Here is a 17164-nt window from a genome sequence, read left to right on the forward strand (position 1 = left end):
CCGCGAAGCCGTCGAGCGGTTTTCCGGAGACGACGAACGCGGCGGTCAGTGGTGCTCGGGCCCCATCCCCGCATACGCAAGGAGCACGGCACGTTCGGGGCAGCGTTGATCGTGATCTGGGGACCGTCCCCGCGTGCGCGGGGAGCACGTCAACGAGCTGCGCACTTACCAGCGGCAAGCAGTCATTTCTCCGACTTCTTCAGAAGAAGACACACACCACAGACCCCAAAAGAACCAAAGAAACTCACCAGCCACCAAAACGCTGTCGTTCCAGAGAACCAAACATACAGACCACCATCCCTCTCCACCTCGGGAACCACCAGAGCAGCACCGCCCCTCCCCCGGTACTGGAAGTCGCATCAGGCCATGCCCCGACCCGAGGCTCCGGCGGTAGCGGCCGGGAACGCTGGGTAGCTGGTGTAGGCGCTGTCCGTCGCACGGGGGCCGACGGCGTCTGGACCTGATCGGGAGGGGCAGAGGATGCGGCACAGGAGCGTGTGGACGGTCGTGGAGAACCGACCGGAGTTTCCCCGTCTGAGCCAGGACGTGGAGGTCGACGTCGCGGTGGTGGGAGGCGGCATCGTCGGGCTGACGACCGCGCTGCTGGCGCGGCGGGCCGGTGCGGGCAGCGTCGCGGTGCTGGAGGCCGGGCGCCTGGGACGGGGCACGACGGGGCACACCACCGGCAAGGTCACCTCCCAGCACGGGCTGGTCTACGCGGGGCTGGTCGACCGCTACGGCCAGGACCTGGCCCGCGTGTACGCCGACGCCAACCAGGCCGGGGTGGAACTGGTCGCGGAACTGGCCGGTGAGTACGGCATCGACTGCGACCTCACCCGCGCGCCCGCCGTGGCCTACACCCGTGACCCCGAACAGCGCCGGACCCTGGAGGAGGAGGCGGCCGCGGCCCAGCGCCTGCGCCTTCCGGCGTCGCTGGTGGAGACGACCGACCTGCCCTTCGGGATCGAGGCGGCGGTACGGTTCGACCACCAGCTGCACTTCCACTCGGGCCGCTACGTCGCCGGGCTGGCCGAGGCGCTCTCGGCGGTCGGCGGCCGGGTCTTCGAGCACACCCGCGTGCTGGAGGTGGATGAGGAGCGGGACGGCACCGTGCGCGTGCGCACCGACGACGGTACGGTCCGCGCAGGCTCCGTGGTGGTGGCGACGCTGTTGCCGATCAACATGATCGGCGGGTACTTCGCCAGGACGCGCCCCTTCCGGTCCTTCGGGCTGGCGGCCAGGCTCCACGGTCCGGCGCCCCGGGAGATGGCGATCTCGGTCGACTCGCCCAGCAGGTCCACGCGCCCGTGGCTGGACCGCGGCCCCAACGGGCTGGTCGTGGTGGGCGGCGGCCACGAGACCGGCACCGGGCAGGACACCCAGGCGTTGTGGGACGACCTGGAACAGTGGACCAGGTCCACCTTCGACGTGGACGCGGTGGAGTACCGCTGGTCCGGCCAGGACTACACCACGGCCGACCAGGTGCCCTACATCGGTCGTTCGTCGATGAACGACCGGATCCTCGTGGCGACGGGGTTCAACAAGTGGGGCCTGAGCAACGGCACCGCCGCCGCCGTCATCCTGAGCGACCTCCTACAGGGCCGCGACAACCCCTGGCTGACGATGTTCGACGCGACCCGCGTCGGTGACGCCAAGGCCGTGGGGCGGCTGATCAAGGACAACCTCAAGGTCGGCGCGGACATGGTCGGCGGACACCTGGGCCGGCTGCGCCCACACCACGGCCGCCACCTGGACCGGGGCCAGGGCGGCGTCATCGAGGTCGACGGCGACTCCGTCGGCGCGTACCGCGACGAACGGGGCGGGCTCCACGCCGTCAGCCTGAACTGCACCCACCTGGGCTGCCGACTGGCATGGAACGCGGCGGAGACCAGCTGGGACTGCCCCTGCCACGGCTCCCGCTACGACACCGACGGCGGCGTGCTCAACGGACCGGCGGTCACGCCCCTGCCCACCGTCGACCTCGACGACGCCTGACGTCCATAGGGGCGTCGCGAACGCGCGCGGCCGGGGGTTTGCCCGACTGTCACGACGGCGGGGGAGCACGCCCGGGCGTGCTCCCCCCGGACGGGCGCGGCGCGGGCCGAAACGCCCTGAGCGCCGACGTCCCCGCCCCGCGCTCAGTTCGGCGCGCACAGGGGCCGGCCCGCCGACGGACGTTGTTCTATGCGGGATAGAATAAAAACTATCGTCCATAGAAGCTACCGTGTGCGAGGCCCCCGACCATGTCCGAGCCACCCCGACGCAACAGCGCCCCGGCCCTCCTGCTGACCGGAGCCGCCTGTGCGCTGCTGCTGCTCACGGCCCTCTTCGTGAACGCCGAGGGCTCCGGGGCCGCAGGATCCCCCGGCGGGACCGCCGCCGACACGGTCAGCGAGGAGACGCGGGCCGCGGTAGAGGAGCTGGCCCGTCGGGACCCGGCCGACCCGCACGCGATGGGGGCCGCCGACGCCCCGGTGGTGCTCATCGTCTACTCCGACTACCTCTGCCCGTTCTGCGCCGACTGGGTCCGCCGCACCCAGCCCGAACTGGTCGAGGCCTACGTCGACCCGGGGCTGGTCCGGATCGAATGGCGCGAGTTCCCCTACCTCGGAGAGGCCTCCCGCCTGCTCGCCCGGGGGGCGGTCGCCGCCGGGAACCAGGACCGCTTCTGGGAGTACCACGCCCGCGTCTACGCCGCCCCGGAGGACTTCACCGGCGGCGCGGACGAGGTGCGCGCGAGCATGCGCGACGCCGCCGGGGAGATCGGCCTGGACACCGACGCCTTCGCCCGCGACCTGGACTCCGCCGAGACCGGGACGGCCGTGGAACGGGACTTCACCGAGGGGCAGGACATGGGGATGAGCGGCACACCGGCCTTCCTCGTCAACGGCGACCCCGTCCTGGGCGCCCAGCCCCTGGAGGCCTTCACCGACAGCGTCGACGCGGCGCTGCGCGCGGCCGGGCGGTGACCATGACCCCCCTTCAGACTCCCGGACGGCCCCTGCCCCGCCGGAACACCCCCGGACCGGGCCGCACGCGACGGGCACGCGACCCGGTGCGCAGCCCAGCGCGCGCGGCAGCCGCGGCGTGCCTGCTGCTGGTGCTCACCGCCTGCGGTCGGCCCGAACTCGCCGCTCCCCGGGACGCACGGCCCCTGGACGAACCGCCCGCTCCCCCGGTGGCCGTGGACACCGGGCGCATCCCCGGCGTGCTCGGCGACCGGGGGCTGTGGACCTCCCCCTACTCCTCCGAACCCAAGGCCACCGACGGCGGTTTCGTCGGTCTGGTCGCCGACGGCGGGGGCGGGGACCTGCGCTTCCTCGGGGTGGACGCCCGGGGGCGCACCCGCTGGTCAACGCCGCGCAACCCGAGCTGCACGGGGTTCACCACGACCCGCGACGGCCGGGGCGGGGAACTGGTCGTGCTCCTGGACAGCGACGCCGCGCCCGAACGCGGCCTGTTGGCCGCCACGGTCACCGCGGCGGCATACGACCCCTCCACCGGGCGCAGGGTCTGGGGGCCGACCGAGGTGCCGGGCACGTGGGTGGGCCCCGGCCTGGTCTTCGCCCGGGTCTCGCACACGGTCATGAGCGAGGAGACCGGCCCCGGGGTCGCCCTGGCCGCGGACACCGGGGCGGTGGCGGCCGACGAGGAGGACGGTGACGCGGTGCTCCACGAGTACCAGGGAACCCTCCTGGTCCACCGCGACGGCGGGCTCCGCGCGATCGACACCTCCTCGGGCGAACAGCTGTGGCGGGGTTCCGGGCTTCCCGTCCCCGCGTCCCTGGCCCAGGAGTCGGGAGAGACCACCCTGACCTACGGCCGCCGTCCCGCGAGCGACTCGGCCGGGCTCGTGACGCTGCGCTGGGAACGCGGCGGGGCGGCGGTGTACACGGTGCACGACATACGCGACGGCCGCCTCCTGGCGGAGCTGTCCTCGCGCACCGCACCCGTCACGGTCGGGGACGGCTCCGGGCGCGCGGCGGTCGCGGGCGTCTCCGCGACGACGGACGCACCCGTGCTCCTGGGCCGCGGGGGACCCTCCCAGGAAGAGCTCTGGTCGGTGGAGGCCCGTTCCGGCGAACGCCCCGTACGCTTCGTCGGAGGCCTGCTGTACACCGCCGCCGACGACGGGAACCGCGTCCTGTCCACGGCCGACGGGCGGACCCTGGATGAGGGGGCGTGGGAGGTCCCCGTGGCGGGGCCGGCGCGCGGCCCGGTACTGGTGGAGGCGGGCGACGGCGACGGCTCCTACGTCGCCGTGGCCCGCTCCGGGCCCGGACGGGACTGAGAGGGGGCACCACTATGCTGAACCCGATCCGCGCGGCGAAAGGTGGGACACGGGCGTCATGATTCCTGGACTCGGACCGTTGGAGGCGGCGGTCATGGAGGTCCTGTGGGAGGCGTCCGAACCCCTGGCGGTGCGGCGGGTGCGCGAGCGCCTCACCGACCACGCGCCCGCCTACACCACCATCTCCACCGTTCTGGAGAACCTCAGGCGCAAGGGGTGGGTCGACCGCGAACAGCTCGGCCGCGTGTGGTTCTACCGCCCCGTGCGGGACCGCTCGGCGCACGCCGCCGACGTGATGCACGAGGCGCTGACCGGTAGCCGTGACTCCGAGGCGACACTGCTGCGGTTCGTGGACGGCATGAGCCCCCAGGACGTGCGCGCCCTGCGCACCCTGCTCGACGGCCTCCCTCCCGAGGAGGAGGCGTGATCTGGCCGTCGGCCGCCGTCTGCGCGGTCGTCGCGCTCGGCGTCAGGGGGCCGGAACTCCTGCGCCGCGCCTCCCGCTCCTGCGGCCCCGGGCCGAGGACGATGCTGGCGCTGTGGACCCTGGCGACCGCGGTCTGGTCGGCCTCCTGCGCGGCTCTGGCGGCCGTGTTCGCCGCCGAACTCCTGGGGCCCTCGGTCAAGGCGGTCCTGGCCGCGTGCCTGAGCGTGTTGCAGGCCCTGGAGCGCGACAACGCCGGATGGGGCGTGGGCGTCAGCGCCGCGCTGGTCCTGGCGGCGGCGCTGCGCCTGCTGTGGACGGGGGTGCGGCGCGGGAGGGCGGGCAGCTCCTGGAGGCGCTCCCACCACCGTGACCTGCTCTCCCGCGCGCGGCGCCGCCTCCTGCACGGTCAGCGAGTGTGGCTGGTCGACTCCGCCGAGAGCGGGGCCTACTGCGTCCCCGGCGCGCAGGGGGGCGTGGTCATCACCCGGGGCGCCCTAGCGGTGCTGAGCGGCCCCCAGGTACGCGCCGTCCTGGCCCACGAGAGGGCCCACCTGCGCCAACGCCACCACCTCGTGGTCGGGTGGGTGCGACTGCTCGACTCCGCCTTCCCCCGGGTCCCCCTCTTCCGCGCGGCGGCGTCCGAGGTGCCCGTCCTCGTGGAGTGGGCCGCCGACGACCGGGCCGTGCGAGAGGTCGGCGTGCGCCCGCTGGTGCACGCCCTGGGAGCCCTGGCGGAGGCCGGTCCGAGCGGCTCCCCGCAGGTCCTGTCCATCGGCGGTGCCTGCCCGGTCGCCCGGGTCCGGCGCCAGGTCGCACCGCTCGCCGGATGCCGACGCTGGAGGACGCGTGCGCGCACCGCGCTGGTCGCCGCCCTGGTCTCGGCTCCCCTGGTGGTCACGGTCGCCTCGGCCCTGGCCGGGGTCCTCCTCCCGTACTGCGACTGCGCGGCCCACTGACTCCTCCGTCCGCGGTCAACACCGGAAGCCGCCCCGGCCGGGGCGCGCCCGCTGCGCCGTGCCCGTCCCCGCTCGCGGCTCGCCGGGGAGCGGGTCCGCGTGCGGCCCGGGCGGTGGCACCGCCGCGAGCCCGTCCCGGAGTAGACACCGCGCACCGTCCCCCGCACGCTTCTTCTATCAGGCATAGAAATTGTACTAAGCTGGATAGAAACATCGTGAGTCGACCGAGGGGCACCCACATGTCCAGCTCATCCGGGTCCGAACCCGGCCGCGGGAAGAAGCAGGTGAACGCCCGGCCCTCGCCGGGCGCGGAGCGCGGGCGGGGCCGCACCCCGGACGGGGGCGGCGGCGGTTCGTGGCGGGGCCTCCTGTTCGCCGGCCTCGGCCTGGTGGTCGTCGCGGGTCTGCTCGTGGCCAACCGTGCCGTGGACGACCGGGCTCAGGAACCCGCGGCGCGGGAGCCGGCGGCCGACTCCGCCCCCCACACCGCCGGAGCCGACGACCAGGTCCCCGACCAGCGGGAGTTCGGGGCCCTGCTGGCCCGCCGGGACCCCGCGGACCCCGCCGCGATGGGCGAGGTCGACGCCCCCGTGGTCATGGTGGCCTACTCCGACTACAACTGCCCCTACTGCGGCCGCTGGGCCCGGGAGACCCAGCCCGAGCTGATGCACTACGTCGAACGGGGGGACCTGCGCATCGAGTGGCGCGACTTCCCCGTCATCACCGGTTCCTCGGAGACGGTCTCCCACGCCGCCCGGGCCGCCGGGAAGCAGGGCGGGTTCTGGGAGTTCCACGAGGCCTACTTCGCCCACGGGGAGAAGTTCGAGGGCGAGGCCCTGGAAGAGGTGCTGGACGAGATCGTCGCGGAGCTGGGCATGGACCCCGAGCGCTTCGAGGAGGACCGGCACGGCGACGAGGCCGCCGCGATGGTGAGCCGCGACTTCGCGGAGGCGCAGGGGATCGGGGTCACCTCCACCCCCGCCTTCCTCGTCAACGGCCAGCCCCTCATGGGCGCACAACCGCTCTCCGCGTTCGTGTCGGCGGTCGAGGACGCGCTGGCGGACGCTGGGAGGGACGGCGATGGCTGACGTCGGTCTCGTCGCGGCCCTGGCGGGCGGCGTGCTCGCCCTGTTCAGCCCGTGCAGCGCCCTGCTGCTCCCCTCGTTCTTCGGGTACGCGTTCCGCGACCCGCGCCGCCTCCTGGCCCGCACCGGCGTGTTCTACCTGGGCCTGTGCACCACGCTGGTTCCGCTCGGTGCGGGATCGGCCGTGGTCAGCCGCCTGTTCTACGGAGAGCGCGAACTCCTCATCACCGTGGCGGGCTCGCTCGTCATCGCCTTCGGCGTGGCGCAGATCGTGGGCTTCGGGTTCTCCTCGCGGCTGGCCCAGCGCCTCCAGGGGCGCTTCTCCGGACGCACGAACACCGTCTCGGTCTTCGGGCTGGGCGCGGTGTACGGATTCGCCGGTTTCTGCTCCGGGCCGATCCTCGGCGCGGTACTGACCGTCGCGGCCACCGGCGGGCCTCTGCGCGGCGCCGTGCTCCTGGCGGTCTACGCGCTGGGGATGGCCGGTCCGCTGTTCGTGCTGGCGCTGCTGTGGGACCGCTACGACCTGGGGGAGAAGCGCTGGCTGCGCGGACGCACCGTCTCCCTGGGCCCCGTGCGCGTCCACACCACGAGCACGCTGTCGGGCCTGTCGTTCGTCGCCATCGGCATCGTGTTCCTGCGCTATGACGGAACGGCGTCCCTCTTCGGCGGCGTCGGAGCGTTCGACGACCAGAGCTACCGGGTCCAGGAGTGGCTCTTCGCCGTCGGCGGGGCGGGGATCGACGTGTTCGTCCTCGCCGCTGCCGGGATCGCCCTGCTCGCGGCGGGCGTCCGGCAGTGGAGCCGGGCGCGCGGGTCGAAGGGCTCCGAGGGGAAGGACCCCGCCCAGGAGGTTCAGGAGGGGCGTGCCCGGGGCGCGCGCTCCGAGACCACCGGCGGAGGAGCGTGAGCGCGCTGCCCGGCGGGCGGCACCGGCTCGGCGCACCGTACGCACCAGCGTGGCGCCGGGTCGCCTTACCCCGACGGCGGTCCCGGCCGTGGGCGCTCGGATCGGTGTACTGCGCGGAGCCGCGCACGGGGGCGTGCGCGCGAGGACCCCGCCCGCGGCTCGTACGGGGCCCGGCCCTCGGGTCGGCGCGAGGGCCTACCGTGGGCGCATGGTGTTGATACGGGTCCTCGAAACCGCTGGGGAGCGCTGAACCGATGTCGCTGGCCGAACGCCTCCAGAGCCTGTTCGTGGCCATGGCAGCCGTGGCGGGACTGGCCGCGGGCCTGCTGCTGCCCGTCGGCCCGGCGGCCGAGCACGTGGTGCTGCCCGCCCTGCTGGCGATGCTGACCGCCGTGTTCGTGCAGATGGACGCCGCCCGCGTGGGCGAGGTCGGGCGCGCCAGGACCCTGGTCGCCCTCAGCCTGGTGCTCAACTTCGTGTTCACCCCGGCCCTGGCCTGGGCACTGGGAGCGGGGCTGCTCGGAGGCGAACCGGACCTGCGCATCGGTCTGCTGTTGCTGCTGGTGACCCCGTGCACGGACTGGTACCTGGTCTTCACCGCCATGGCGCGCGGGCACACCGGCGTCGCCGCCGCCCTGCTCCCGGTCAACCTCGTCCTCCAGCTCGCGCTTCTGCCGGTGTACGTGCTGCTGCTGGGCGGGCGGGCCGCCATGGTCGACGCCGCCGCCCTGGCCGAGTCGGTCCTGCTCGTCCTCGTCGTCCCGCTGGCCCTGGCCGCGGTGCTGCGGTGGGCCTCATACCGGTTCAAGGGGGCGGCTTGGCGCGAGCGGTACGTCACCGGACCGGCCTCGCGCCCGGTCCTGCCGCTGCTGTACGCGGCCGTTCTGGCGATGTTCGCCTGGCAGGCCCGCACCGTCCTGGAACACGGCGCCGACCTGCTCGCCCTGCTGCCGCCGCTGGCGGTCTTCTTCGTGGCGCTGCCCCTGATCGCCACCGGCCTGTCCCGGCTGATGGGCCTCCCGGCGGACCAGGGGGTCACCCTGGTCATGACCACTACGGCCCGCAACTCGCCCATCGCGCTGGCCATCGCGGTCGCGGCCTTCCCGGACCGGCCCCTGATCGCGGTCGCGCTGGTGGTGGGACCACTGGTGGAACTGCCCGTGCTGGCCCTGCTCGCTCAACTGGTGAGGGTCCGAAGGCCCGCCGGGAACCGGCCCGCTCCGGCCGGGACCCGCCAGGGGCACGGCCTGGAGCGCTGACCGCCACGGGCTCCGGGCCGGCCCGGACACCGCGTCAGGGCGCTTCGCCTCCCCCGTCCGGAGCCTCCTCCCGGAGGAGGTCGCTCAGACGCTTCAGCACCCGCAGCTGCGCGGGGTTGTACAACTGCACCATGGCCTCGGCCATCGTGCGTTCGGCGCGCTCCGCGCCGCCCGGCGCGTCGACGGCGGGGTCGGCCGACCACGGGTTCTCCTCGCGCCGCCTGCGCACGACCGGCAGCATGCGCGCGGCGAGGCGGTCGATCGCGGCGTCGTCCGCGTCCTCGGGAAGGGCCTCGAACTCCTCGTCCGTCTCGTCGGGGTCGTTGATCAGCGCGCGGAACTCCTCGACGGACCTGTCGCTGAGGACGGTCGAGTAGACCATCAGCAGCGACCGCTGCCGGTCGGAGAGCTCACGGGAGACCGGCGCGAACGCGGGGGGCACGTAGGCCGGTGCGCGGTGGCGCAGGATGACGGCCAGCTCCGCCCGCACGCGGTTGAGCCGGTCGACCGTCGCCTCCAGCTCCTTGTCCAGCACGCGGATCGCTTCGTCCGGGTCCTCGTCCGCCCGTCCCATCGACGCCACCTCCGACAGCGGGACGCCCAGATCGCTCAACCGCTTGATCTGGAGCAGGCGGACCAGGTGCGGGACCTGGTACTGCTTGTAGCCGTTCGCCGTCCGCTCCGGCACGTCCAGCAGGCCGACCTCGTGGTAGTACCGGACGGCCTTCACCGTGGTGTTGGCCAGCTCGGCGAGCTGCTGAGTACTCCAGGCCACGCGATGCCTCCTCCTCCGCGACCGCGGGCGGCGCCGCGCCCCACGCGGACACACAGTCCACATCCTGCCCCGGGGACCGGGTCGAGCAGCGACCCCTCGTTCGCCCCCGTCGGTCCGCCGTCCCCGGCACCGGACGGCTCCCTGGTTTGACCCTGCCCCGGGGGCAGCCTTTGGAATAGGAACGAACGCCGATCGTGACCGGTTCGCGACCGAGCATGCCGGGTGCGCCTTCAGCGCCGACGGGTATGCGGCGGTCCGGATTCCGCGTCGGGTCGGCCACCGGTACTCACGAGCGGACAGGGAGCCCGAAGTGATCAAGGAACGCGGACGGCGCGAGGCGGCCAAGCGGATCAAGGACGGAAACGGCCGTCCGCTCAAAAGCTTCCGCTGGTGGCAGCCGCTCTCCCGCGCACTGTTCCACCTGCCCCTGACCGACGGCGACGGGCACCGCGCGGTCTACTCCGTCGACGTGCCCTACTGGCAGCGGGTCATGACCGAGGACGGCAAGGGCAAAGCCCACCTCTACCTGGACGGCCGGCACCACCTGGTGTCCGCGCTCCCGGCGGTCTTCCCGGTGCCGGGAGGGGTGGTCGAGGTGGAGTCGACGGCCTTCGGGCTCAAACGCTGCCACTACGTGACCGCCGGGGGCGACGAGCACCAACTCGTTCCGGACGAACGCTCGGCGGAGGGCCGCCGCGCCCGCCTGGACCGCGAGCACCCGGCGCTGGGCCGGCTGGTCAGGGCGGTGTCCCTGGTCCTGCTGGTCGTCCCGATCCTTCTCGTCGTCCCCCAGATCGTCGAAGCGGTCTCGCAGGTGCCGCCGGTGGCCGAGCGCTTCGGCACCTTCACCTCGCCCGTCGACCTGCCGCTGTGGCTCAACGTCGCGCTCGGGTTGTGCGCCTCGACCTCCAGCGTGGAGCGGGCGACCCGGCTGCGCTGGAACGCGCTGCTGGACGGCAGCAACTGAACGCCGACGCCGCGGACGCGCGTTCGCGCGGCGCGGCACCGAGTACCGCGAGCCCCGGCGGCTCTCCGAATCCCATCGAACCGACCCCGTCGAACACGGAGCCAGACACATGCGAAGCCTTCGCAAGCCCTTCCGGATCATCCGCGCGAACCTCGGCGCCTACCTCGTGATGAACGCGATCGCGTACGGCGTGTTCCTCATCGGCTTGGGGGCGGCCCTGGCCATCCCCGAGCTGAACGCCGCCCAGGTCGGCACCCAGCAGGAGGACGGGACGGCCGACCTGGTGGGTGAGCTGTTCGCGAACCCCTGGCTGTTCGGCGTGACCATCTTCGGGGTCAACGTGCTGACCGTCGCACTGCTGAGGATCATGCTGCCCTCGATGATCGTCCCCTTCGCCGGGATACCCCTCTTCGCCTACAAGGCGTACGAGACCGGCGTGATCCTCGCCCCCGTCGACGCGACCACGGCCACGCTGATGATCCCGCACTCGCTCACGCTCGTCATCGAGTTCCAGGCCTACGCCCTGCTCATGCTCGGCGCCTACCTCATCGGAAGGGCCTGGCTGCGACCCGCGGCGGTCGGCGCCCCCGACCGCCGCCGCGGCTACCTCCACGGCCTCCGGCAGGCCGGCTGGTTGAGCCTGCCCGCGCTGGCGCTGTTCGTCGTCGGCGCGGCCTACGAGGCCTTCGAGCTCGTCTACCTCGTCCCGCGCATGCTCGCGGGCTGAACCCGAAGCGCCAGCTGGACGGGGGACCACCAGCGAAGCACCCGGCCGCCCACGACGACCGGGTGCTCGCGCGTCGGCGCCGCCGAGACGGTCCCCGCCGACCCAGGAGACGCCAGGACCGCACCGCGCGACGGCTTCCCTGGCGCCGGACGCGGCATGGTCGTCGACCTCGACGCCCGTGGGCCGACGGCGGACTACCCCCCGACTGCGCGGCCCGCGTAGTCGGGCGCGGGTTCGGCGAGGGCGGCCAGGCGCGCGGCGGCCCCATCCGGGAAGGGGACCGCACGGCCCAGCGCCTGGTCGACGTGGAGCGCCATCAGCTCCTCGGTCGCCACCAGGACCTCGCCGACCCGCATCTCGTGGCAGATCCGCGCCTTCTTGGCACCGGGTCGGTCCGGGCCCGGACCGACCACCCGGGTGCGGACCTCGACCTCGTCGTCCGCGGCGACCTCGCGCAGGTAGCGCACGTGCGCCTCCACCGTGTAGAGCGAGCAGCCGGACCGCTCCCGGTAGGCGGCGTCCAGGCCGACCCGGTCCATCAGCGCGTCCGTCGCGAACCCGAAGACCAAGACGTAGTAGGCCTCGCTGAGGTGGCCGTTGTAGTCGATCCACTCGGGCCGCAGCCGCTGGGTGAGCGTCGCGCTCACGCGTCCGCCCCCGCCCGCTCGGCGGCCTCGGCGGCCTCGGCGCGTTCGACCTCCTCCAGCGCGCGGGCCACCGCGATCAGGCGGCGGTCGCGCTGGGCGATCAGCTCGGCGGTGGAACGCCCGGCCACGACCTCGTCCGTGCCCGCGACCATGCGGTCGCGCAGCTCGGCGGTGAGTTCGGGCGCCTCCAGTCGGGTCCACGGGGACTTCAGGGACGGCCCGAAGTGGTCGAGCATGTGCGCCATGCCGCCCTCTCCCCCGGCCAGGTGGAAGGTCAGGCAGGGGCCGAAGAAGGCCCAGCGCAGCCCGGGTCCGCTGGTCATCGCCAGGTCGATCTGCTCGACGGTCGCCTCCCCCTCGGCGACCATGTGCAGGGCCTCGCGCCAGGCGGCCTCCTGGATCCGGTTGCCGATGAACCCCGGCAGCTCCCGCTCCATGGTGATCACCGACTTGCCCGCGGCGCGGTAGAAGTCCGAGGCCCACTCGACGGCCCACCGCTCGCTGCGCTCACCGCCGACCACCTCGACCAGGGGCACCAGGTAGGGCGGGTTGAACGGGTGCCCGACGACGAGCCGCCCCGGTGTGCGGGCCCCCACCTGCATCTCGCTCATGCTGTAGCCGGAGGTGGACGAGGCGATGACCACTCCCCCGGGGGCGGCGGCGTCGATCTCGGCCAGCAGGTCGATCTTCAGGTCGAGGCGCTCCGGGGCGCTCTCCTGGACGAAGTCAGCGTCGGCCACGGCCTCGGCCAGCGTGTCCACGACCCGCAGGTTCGCCGTGTCGGCCCCCTCGGCCAGGCCCAGCTCCTCCAGGGCGGGCCAGGCCGAGGAGACCAGCCCGCGCAGCTTGCTCTCGGCGTCCGGGGCGGGGTCCCAGGCGACCACCCGGTAGCCGCGGCCCAGGAAGTGGGCCACCCAGCCGCCCCCGATGACACCCGCTCCGACGCAGGCGACCGTGCGCACGGCCTCGGGGGTGGTTCTCGCGTTCTCCGTCATCGTGCTCCTCGTGTGGTCGGCGGTTCGTGTGAGGCTGCGGCCAGGCAGTGTTTTTTTGGACCTCCGCTCCGCTTCGGTCCGTGTTCGGGCGCTTGGAGCACGGGAACCTTCGGCGCCTGCGACGGGTTCGCCCGTTCCCCGCGAACCCGTCGCAGGCGCCTCCAGAACCCCGTGGGCGCCCGAACCGGCCCCCACAAGCCGAGACCGGTCCAAAAGAACAGACCTCAGGCGGCGCTGCGGAGCCCGAGCATGGTGCGGGCCTCGGCCGGTGTGGCCACCCGGGCGCCGAGCTGCTCGATGATGTTGACGGCCTTCTCGGTGAGCTGGCCGTTGGTGGCCTTCACCCCTCGGCTGAGGTAGAGGTTGTCCTCCAGCCCCACCCGGGCGTGCCCGCCGAGCAGCACCGACTGCGCCACCCACGGCATCTGTTTGCGGCCGATGGAGAAGCTCGCCCACTGCGCGCCCTCGGGGAGCATGTTCACCATCGACTGGAGGACGCCCGGGTCGGAGGGCGCCCCGTAGGGGATGCCGGTGCACAGCTGGAACAGCGACGGGTCGTCGATGAGGCCCTCGGCGTGCATGGTCTTGGCGAACCACAGCTGGCCGGTGTCGAAGATCTCCAGCTCCGGGCGGACCCCGAGTTCCTGGATGCGCTTGGCGCCCGCGCGCAGCATGTCCGGGGTGGAGATGTACACCTGGCTACCGTCACCGAAGTTCAGGCTGCCGCAGTCCAGGGTGCAGATGTCGGGCAGCAGTTCCTCCACGTGCGGCAGGCGGTCCAGGCCGTTGACGAGGTCGGTGCCCTCCTCGAACTTGAGCGGGTCCTCCTGGCCGACGACCAGGTCGCCGCCCATGCCCGCCGTGAGGTTGATGACGATGTCCACGCCGGTCTGGCGGATGCGGTCGACGACCTCCCGGTAGAGGGCGTTGTCCCGGGAGGGGGCGCCCGTCTCGGGGTCGCGGACGTGGATGTGCACCACGCTGGCACCGGCCCCGGCGGCCTCGACCGCGGCGGCGGCGATCTGCTCGGGCGTCACCGGCACGTGCTCGCTGCGGCCGACGGTGTCCCCGGCGCCGGTGAGGGCGCAGGTCAGGATGGGTCTGGGGTTCATGGTGTCGCTCAAGGCGGTGCTCCGTCTCCGTGTGTGCGGCGTCGCGGATTCTGTGAACGGGCGGCCGTCGGCCGTCTCGGGGGCGTTTTCGGGCGCGCGGAACCGAGGTCGGGGCTCCGGAAGGGTCTGGATCGGGTGCGGGCCGGGTCAGTCCCCCGGGGCGTCGCTGTCCCCCGGGGCCTGGCGGCGGCCCAGGACGTCGCTGTCGATGACCGAGCGCAGGGTGTCACGCATGTGGGCGACCGACCGCCCGGGCATCCCGGTCATGACCTGGATGCCCATGCCGTCGATGAGGGCGGTGAGGCGTCTGGTCATCTCCTCGACGTCGAAGTCGGCGAAGACCCCGTTCTCCCTGCCCTCGCGCAGGGTGCGGGCGATGGTCTCGTGCCAGCGCAGGTAGGAGTCGGCGTGCAGCCCGCGCATCCGCGGGTCCAGCGCCGCCGCCGTCCAGACCTGGAGCCAGATCGACCACTCAAGCCGCAGGCGCTCGGAGTCGGGGAGCTGGAGTTCGATGAGCCGCAGGAGGCGCTCGTAGGGGTCCTCGATGGTGTGCAGCCCCGCGACCTGGCGGTCGAAGGCCTGCTTCACCGAGTGGCGCAGCGCCTCCACCAGCAGGTCGTTGAGGGTCGGGAAGTAGTAGTGGACGGTGGCGCTGGACGTCCCGCAGGCCTGGGCGACCTGGGCGACGCGGACCGAGTGGAAGCCGCGTTCGGCGATGAGCGTCCACGCGGCCTCGATGATCTGGAGTCTGCGGCTGTGCTCCCGGGCGGCCGTGGGGTGGTCCGCCAGGCTCGCGGAGGTCGGCCGCACCGCCGACGAGTCGCGCGGTACCGCCGAGACCGTCTCGGCGTCGTCCTTGCCGTTGAGCAGCCAGTTGACCGTCACCCCGGTCTCGTCGGCGATACCGGCCAGTTCCAGGGCGGTGAAGCGCCGGGTGCCGGTCAGGGACTTGGAGAGTTTGCTGGGGTCGATGCCGAGTCTGGTCGCGAACTGGCGCTGGGAGAGGCCCGATCGGCGGATCGCCTCGCGGGCCCTGCCGCGGACGTCGTCGGCCACGTTGTCGCTCACGGTGGGAACGTAACAGCACGATGGCGATTTTCGCAACGCGGACGTGGTTGTCACTTCGTTACAGAGGCCTCGGCCCGGGCGCCCCACTACCCAGGAAACCCTTGCTAACAAACGCTTTCCCGCATAACGGCAGCGCACGGCAGCAGGCGGAGAACAGCGGTGAGGCGATTCTGACTGGTTGATTAGTCAAGCGCAACACAGTAGTAACTGGATGGTCCACGCCCTCGACCCCGGAGGTGACCCGAGCTATCCGCTGGAACATCGACAACAAAGTCTTCTGGCCCGCGCTGATCATGGTGATCGGCTTCAGCGCACCGTTCGTGATCGCGCCGCAGACGGGTGAACGCCTGCTCGGCGAGGTCCTGTCCCGGCTCCAGTCCGATCTGGGCTGGGTGTACATGTGGTTCGTCGTCGGACTCGCGGTACTGCTCGGCTGGCTGCTCTTCAGCAGGTACGGCCGCATCAGGATGGGCGGCCCCGACGACCGCCCCGAGTTCTCCACCCCCACCTGGCTCGCGATGATCTTCACCGCCGCGATCGGCGGCGGCCTCATGTACTGGGGCATCATCGAGTGGGCGCACTACCACGTGGATCCCCCGTTCCAACTCGAACCGCACAGTGCCGAGGCCGCCGAGTGGTCGGCCACCTACCCCCTCTTCCACTGGGGCCCCACCGCCTGGGCCGTCTTCTGCGTCCCGACCCTGGCCCTGGCCTACGCCTACCACGTGCGCAGGATCCGTCGCCTGCGCCTGAGCGAGGCCTGCCGCGGAGTGCTCGGCGACCGCGTCGACCGCTGGCCGGGGCGCCTGATCGACGTCTTCTTCATCCTCGGGATGATCGGGGCGGCGGGGACCTCTCTGGCCCTGGCCGTGCCCACCGTCGCCGAGGGCGCGTCGCGCATGCTGGGCTTCGAGCCGGGCGCCACCCTCAACACCGTCGTCATCGGCCTGTGGACCGTGCTGTTCGGGGGCAGCGTCGCCCTGGGCCTGCACCGCGGCCTCAAGCGCCTGGCCAACCTCAACCTCTACCTGGCCGCCGCCCTGGGCGTCCTGGTCCTGGTGCTGGGACCGGCGGTCTTCGTCATCGACACCTTCACCAACAGCGTCGGCATGCTCGCCCAGAACATCGTGCGGATGAGCACCTACACCGACCCGGTCGGCGGGTCCGGCTTCGAGGAGATCTGGACGGTCTTCTACTGGGGCTGGTGGATCTCCTACGGGCCCTTCGTCGGCATGTTCTGCGCCAAGATCTCCAAGGGGCGCACCGTCCGGCAGATCATCGTCGGCATGTGCGGCTTCGGCAGCCTGGGCTGCTGGCTCTCGTTCGCGCTGCTCGGCAACTCCAGCATGGCCTTCGAGCTGAGCGGGCAGGCCTCCATCGTCGACACCCTGGAGTCCGAGGGCGCGGTCCCGGCCATCTTCGCCACGCTGGAGGCGTTCCCGCTCAGCTGGATCATCACCCCGCTGTTCCTGCTGCTGTTGCTGGTCTTCCTGGCCACCACGCTGGACTCCGCGTCCTACATCATGGGTTCGGCCACCTCCCGTGACCTGCCCAACGAGGTCGAGCCCTCCCGGTCCAACCGCGTGCTCTGGGCCGTCGTCCTCGCCGCGGTGTCGGTCTCGGTGATGTCGGCCGGAGGCACCGACGCGTTGCAGACCCTGTCGGTCGTGACCGCCTTCCCGCTGATCATCATCCTGAGCCTGGTCGCCGCCTCCCTGGTGCGCTGGCTCCGCGAGGACGACCGCTACCGTTCGGGCGCTGCGGGCTCCGGCCCCGGGGCCGGAGCCGAGCCCGGCCTCGACCCGGACCGGGGGAAGGAACCGGGGCTGGACACGCCTCCGTCCCCGCCGACCCCGGCTGCGAGGTGATCCCCCGCACGCGGTGACACCCCGCGCTGTCCTCGGCGGTTCCGCCGGATCCCCGACCCCGGCGGTCCGCTGGAACC

Annotated in this window: 16 protein-coding genes; 11 read left to right on the plus strand and 5 right to left on the minus strand. The window is 72.7% G+C overall.

The annotated features are described in order from the left end of the window. Positions 1 to 480 precede the first annotated feature (480 nt). The 8 genes from KGD83_RS19100 (at position 481) to KGD83_RS19135 (ending at position 8928) form a co-directional block, all read left to right on the plus strand. On the plus strand, positions 481 to 1995 hold the full coding sequence (locus KGD83_RS19100) for an FAD-dependent oxidoreductase (protein WP_212640477.1): 1515 nt from the start codon (positions 481 to 483) through the stop codon (positions 1993 to 1995). Positions 1996 to 2243: 248 nt separating this feature from the next. Then, positions 2244 to 2969 (plus strand): DsbA family protein, encoded by a 726-nt coding sequence (locus KGD83_RS19105; protein WP_212640478.1) that lies wholly within the window; start codon positions 2244 to 2246, stop codon positions 2967 to 2969. Between the two features lie 86 nt (positions 2970 to 3055). Continuing rightward, positions 3056 to 4291, plus strand: a complete 1236-nt coding sequence (locus tag KGD83_RS19110) for a PQQ-binding-like beta-propeller repeat protein (protein WP_249351950.1) — start codon at positions 3056 to 3058, stop codon at positions 4289 to 4291. A 58-nt stretch (positions 4292 to 4349) separates the two neighbouring features. Next, positions 4350 to 4718, plus strand: coding sequence for a BlaI/MecI/CopY family transcriptional regulator (locus KGD83_RS19115; protein WP_212640480.1), 369 nt, complete (start codon positions 4350 to 4352; stop codon positions 4716 to 4718). Continuing rightward, positions 4715 to 5674: a M56 family metallopeptidase gene (locus KGD83_RS19120; protein ID WP_212640481.1), complete on the plus strand. Its 960-nt coding sequence runs from the start codon at positions 4715 to 4717 to the stop codon at positions 5672 to 5674. Before KGD83_RS19115 ends, KGD83_RS19120 begins: the two co-directional genes overlap by 4 nt. A 239-nt stretch (positions 5675 to 5913) precedes the next feature. Continuing rightward, positions 5914 to 6762: a DsbA family protein gene (locus tag KGD83_RS19125; RefSeq protein WP_212640482.1), complete on the plus strand. Its 849-nt coding sequence runs from the start codon at positions 5914 to 5916 to the stop codon at positions 6760 to 6762. Then, the gene (locus KGD83_RS19130) at positions 6755 to 7669 is read left to right on the plus strand and encodes a cytochrome c biogenesis CcdA family protein (RefSeq protein ID WP_212640483.1); all 915 of its coding nucleotides are present in this window, start codon (positions 6755 to 6757) and stop codon (positions 7667 to 7669) included. The genes KGD83_RS19125 and KGD83_RS19130 overlap by 8 nt, the downstream gene beginning before the upstream one ends. A gap of 254 nt (positions 7670 to 7923) precedes the next feature. Next, complete coding sequence (locus KGD83_RS19135) at positions 7924 to 8928, plus strand: arsenic resistance protein (protein WP_212640484.1); 1005 nt, start codon at positions 7924 to 7926, stop codon at positions 8926 to 8928. Between the two features lie 34 nt (positions 8929 to 8962). Here KGD83_RS19135 and KGD83_RS19140 read toward each other — a convergent pair whose 3' ends face one another. Continuing rightward, positions 8963 to 9703 (minus strand): MerR family transcriptional regulator, encoded by a 741-nt coding sequence (locus KGD83_RS19140; RefSeq protein WP_212640485.1) that lies wholly within the window; start codon positions 9701 to 9703, stop codon positions 8963 to 8965. A gap of 310 nt (positions 9704 to 10013) precedes the next feature. On the opposite strand from KGD83_RS19140, the gene KGD83_RS19145 reads away from it, so the two are divergent. Together KGD83_RS19145 and KGD83_RS19150 are read left to right on the plus strand one after the other, a co-directional pair. Beyond that, on the plus strand, positions 10014 to 10670 hold the full coding sequence (locus KGD83_RS19145) for a hypothetical protein (protein WP_212640486.1): 657 nt from the start codon (positions 10014 to 10016) through the stop codon (positions 10668 to 10670). Positions 10671 to 10779: 109 nt separating this feature from the next. Continuing rightward, entirely contained in the window at positions 10780 to 11397 is a 618-nt protein-coding gene (locus tag KGD83_RS19150; RefSeq protein ID WP_212640487.1) for a stage II sporulation protein M, read from the plus strand. 194 nt (positions 11398 to 11591) lie between these two features. Here the strand turns inward: KGD83_RS19150 and KGD83_RS19155 are convergent, their stop codons facing one another. The 4 genes from KGD83_RS19155 to KGD83_RS19170 all read right to left on the minus strand — a co-directional run bounded on the left by KGD83_RS19155 (position 11592) and on the right by KGD83_RS19170 (position 15219). Further along, complete coding sequence (locus KGD83_RS19155; RefSeq protein ID WP_212640488.1) at positions 11592 to 12044, minus strand: thioesterase family protein; 453 nt, start codon at positions 12042 to 12044, stop codon at positions 11592 to 11594. Continuing rightward, complete coding sequence (locus KGD83_RS19160) at positions 12041 to 13039, minus strand: 3-hydroxyacyl-CoA dehydrogenase NAD-binding domain-containing protein (RefSeq protein ID WP_212640489.1); 999 nt, start codon at positions 13037 to 13039, stop codon at positions 12041 to 12043. Before KGD83_RS19160 ends, KGD83_RS19155 begins: the two co-directional genes overlap by 4 nt. Positions 13040 to 13263: 224 nt before the next feature. After that, the gene (locus tag KGD83_RS19165) at positions 13264 to 14163 is read right to left on the minus strand and encodes a BKACE family enzyme (RefSeq protein ID WP_212640490.1); all 900 of its coding nucleotides are present in this window, start codon (positions 14161 to 14163) and stop codon (positions 13264 to 13266) included. A 135-nt stretch (positions 14164 to 14298) separates the two neighbouring features. After that, a complete protein-coding gene (locus KGD83_RS19170; protein ID WP_212640491.1) occupies positions 14299 to 15219 on the minus strand; it encodes a TetR/AcrR family transcriptional regulator in 921 nt (306 codons plus the stop codon). Positions 15220 to 15455: 236 nt separating this feature from the next. Between KGD83_RS19170 and KGD83_RS19175 the strand changes: the two genes are divergently transcribed. Next, positions 15456 to 17087: a BCCT family transporter gene (locus KGD83_RS19175; RefSeq protein ID WP_212640492.1), complete on the plus strand. Its 1632-nt coding sequence runs from the start codon at positions 15456 to 15458 to the stop codon at positions 17085 to 17087. The last annotated feature ends 77 nt before the right edge of the window (positions 17088 to 17164 follow it).

The organism is Nocardiopsis akebiae, assembly GCF_018316795.1.
Taxonomy (GTDB): domain Bacteria; phylum Actinomycetota; class Actinomycetes; order Streptosporangiales; family Streptosporangiaceae; genus Nocardiopsis; species Nocardiopsis dassonvillei.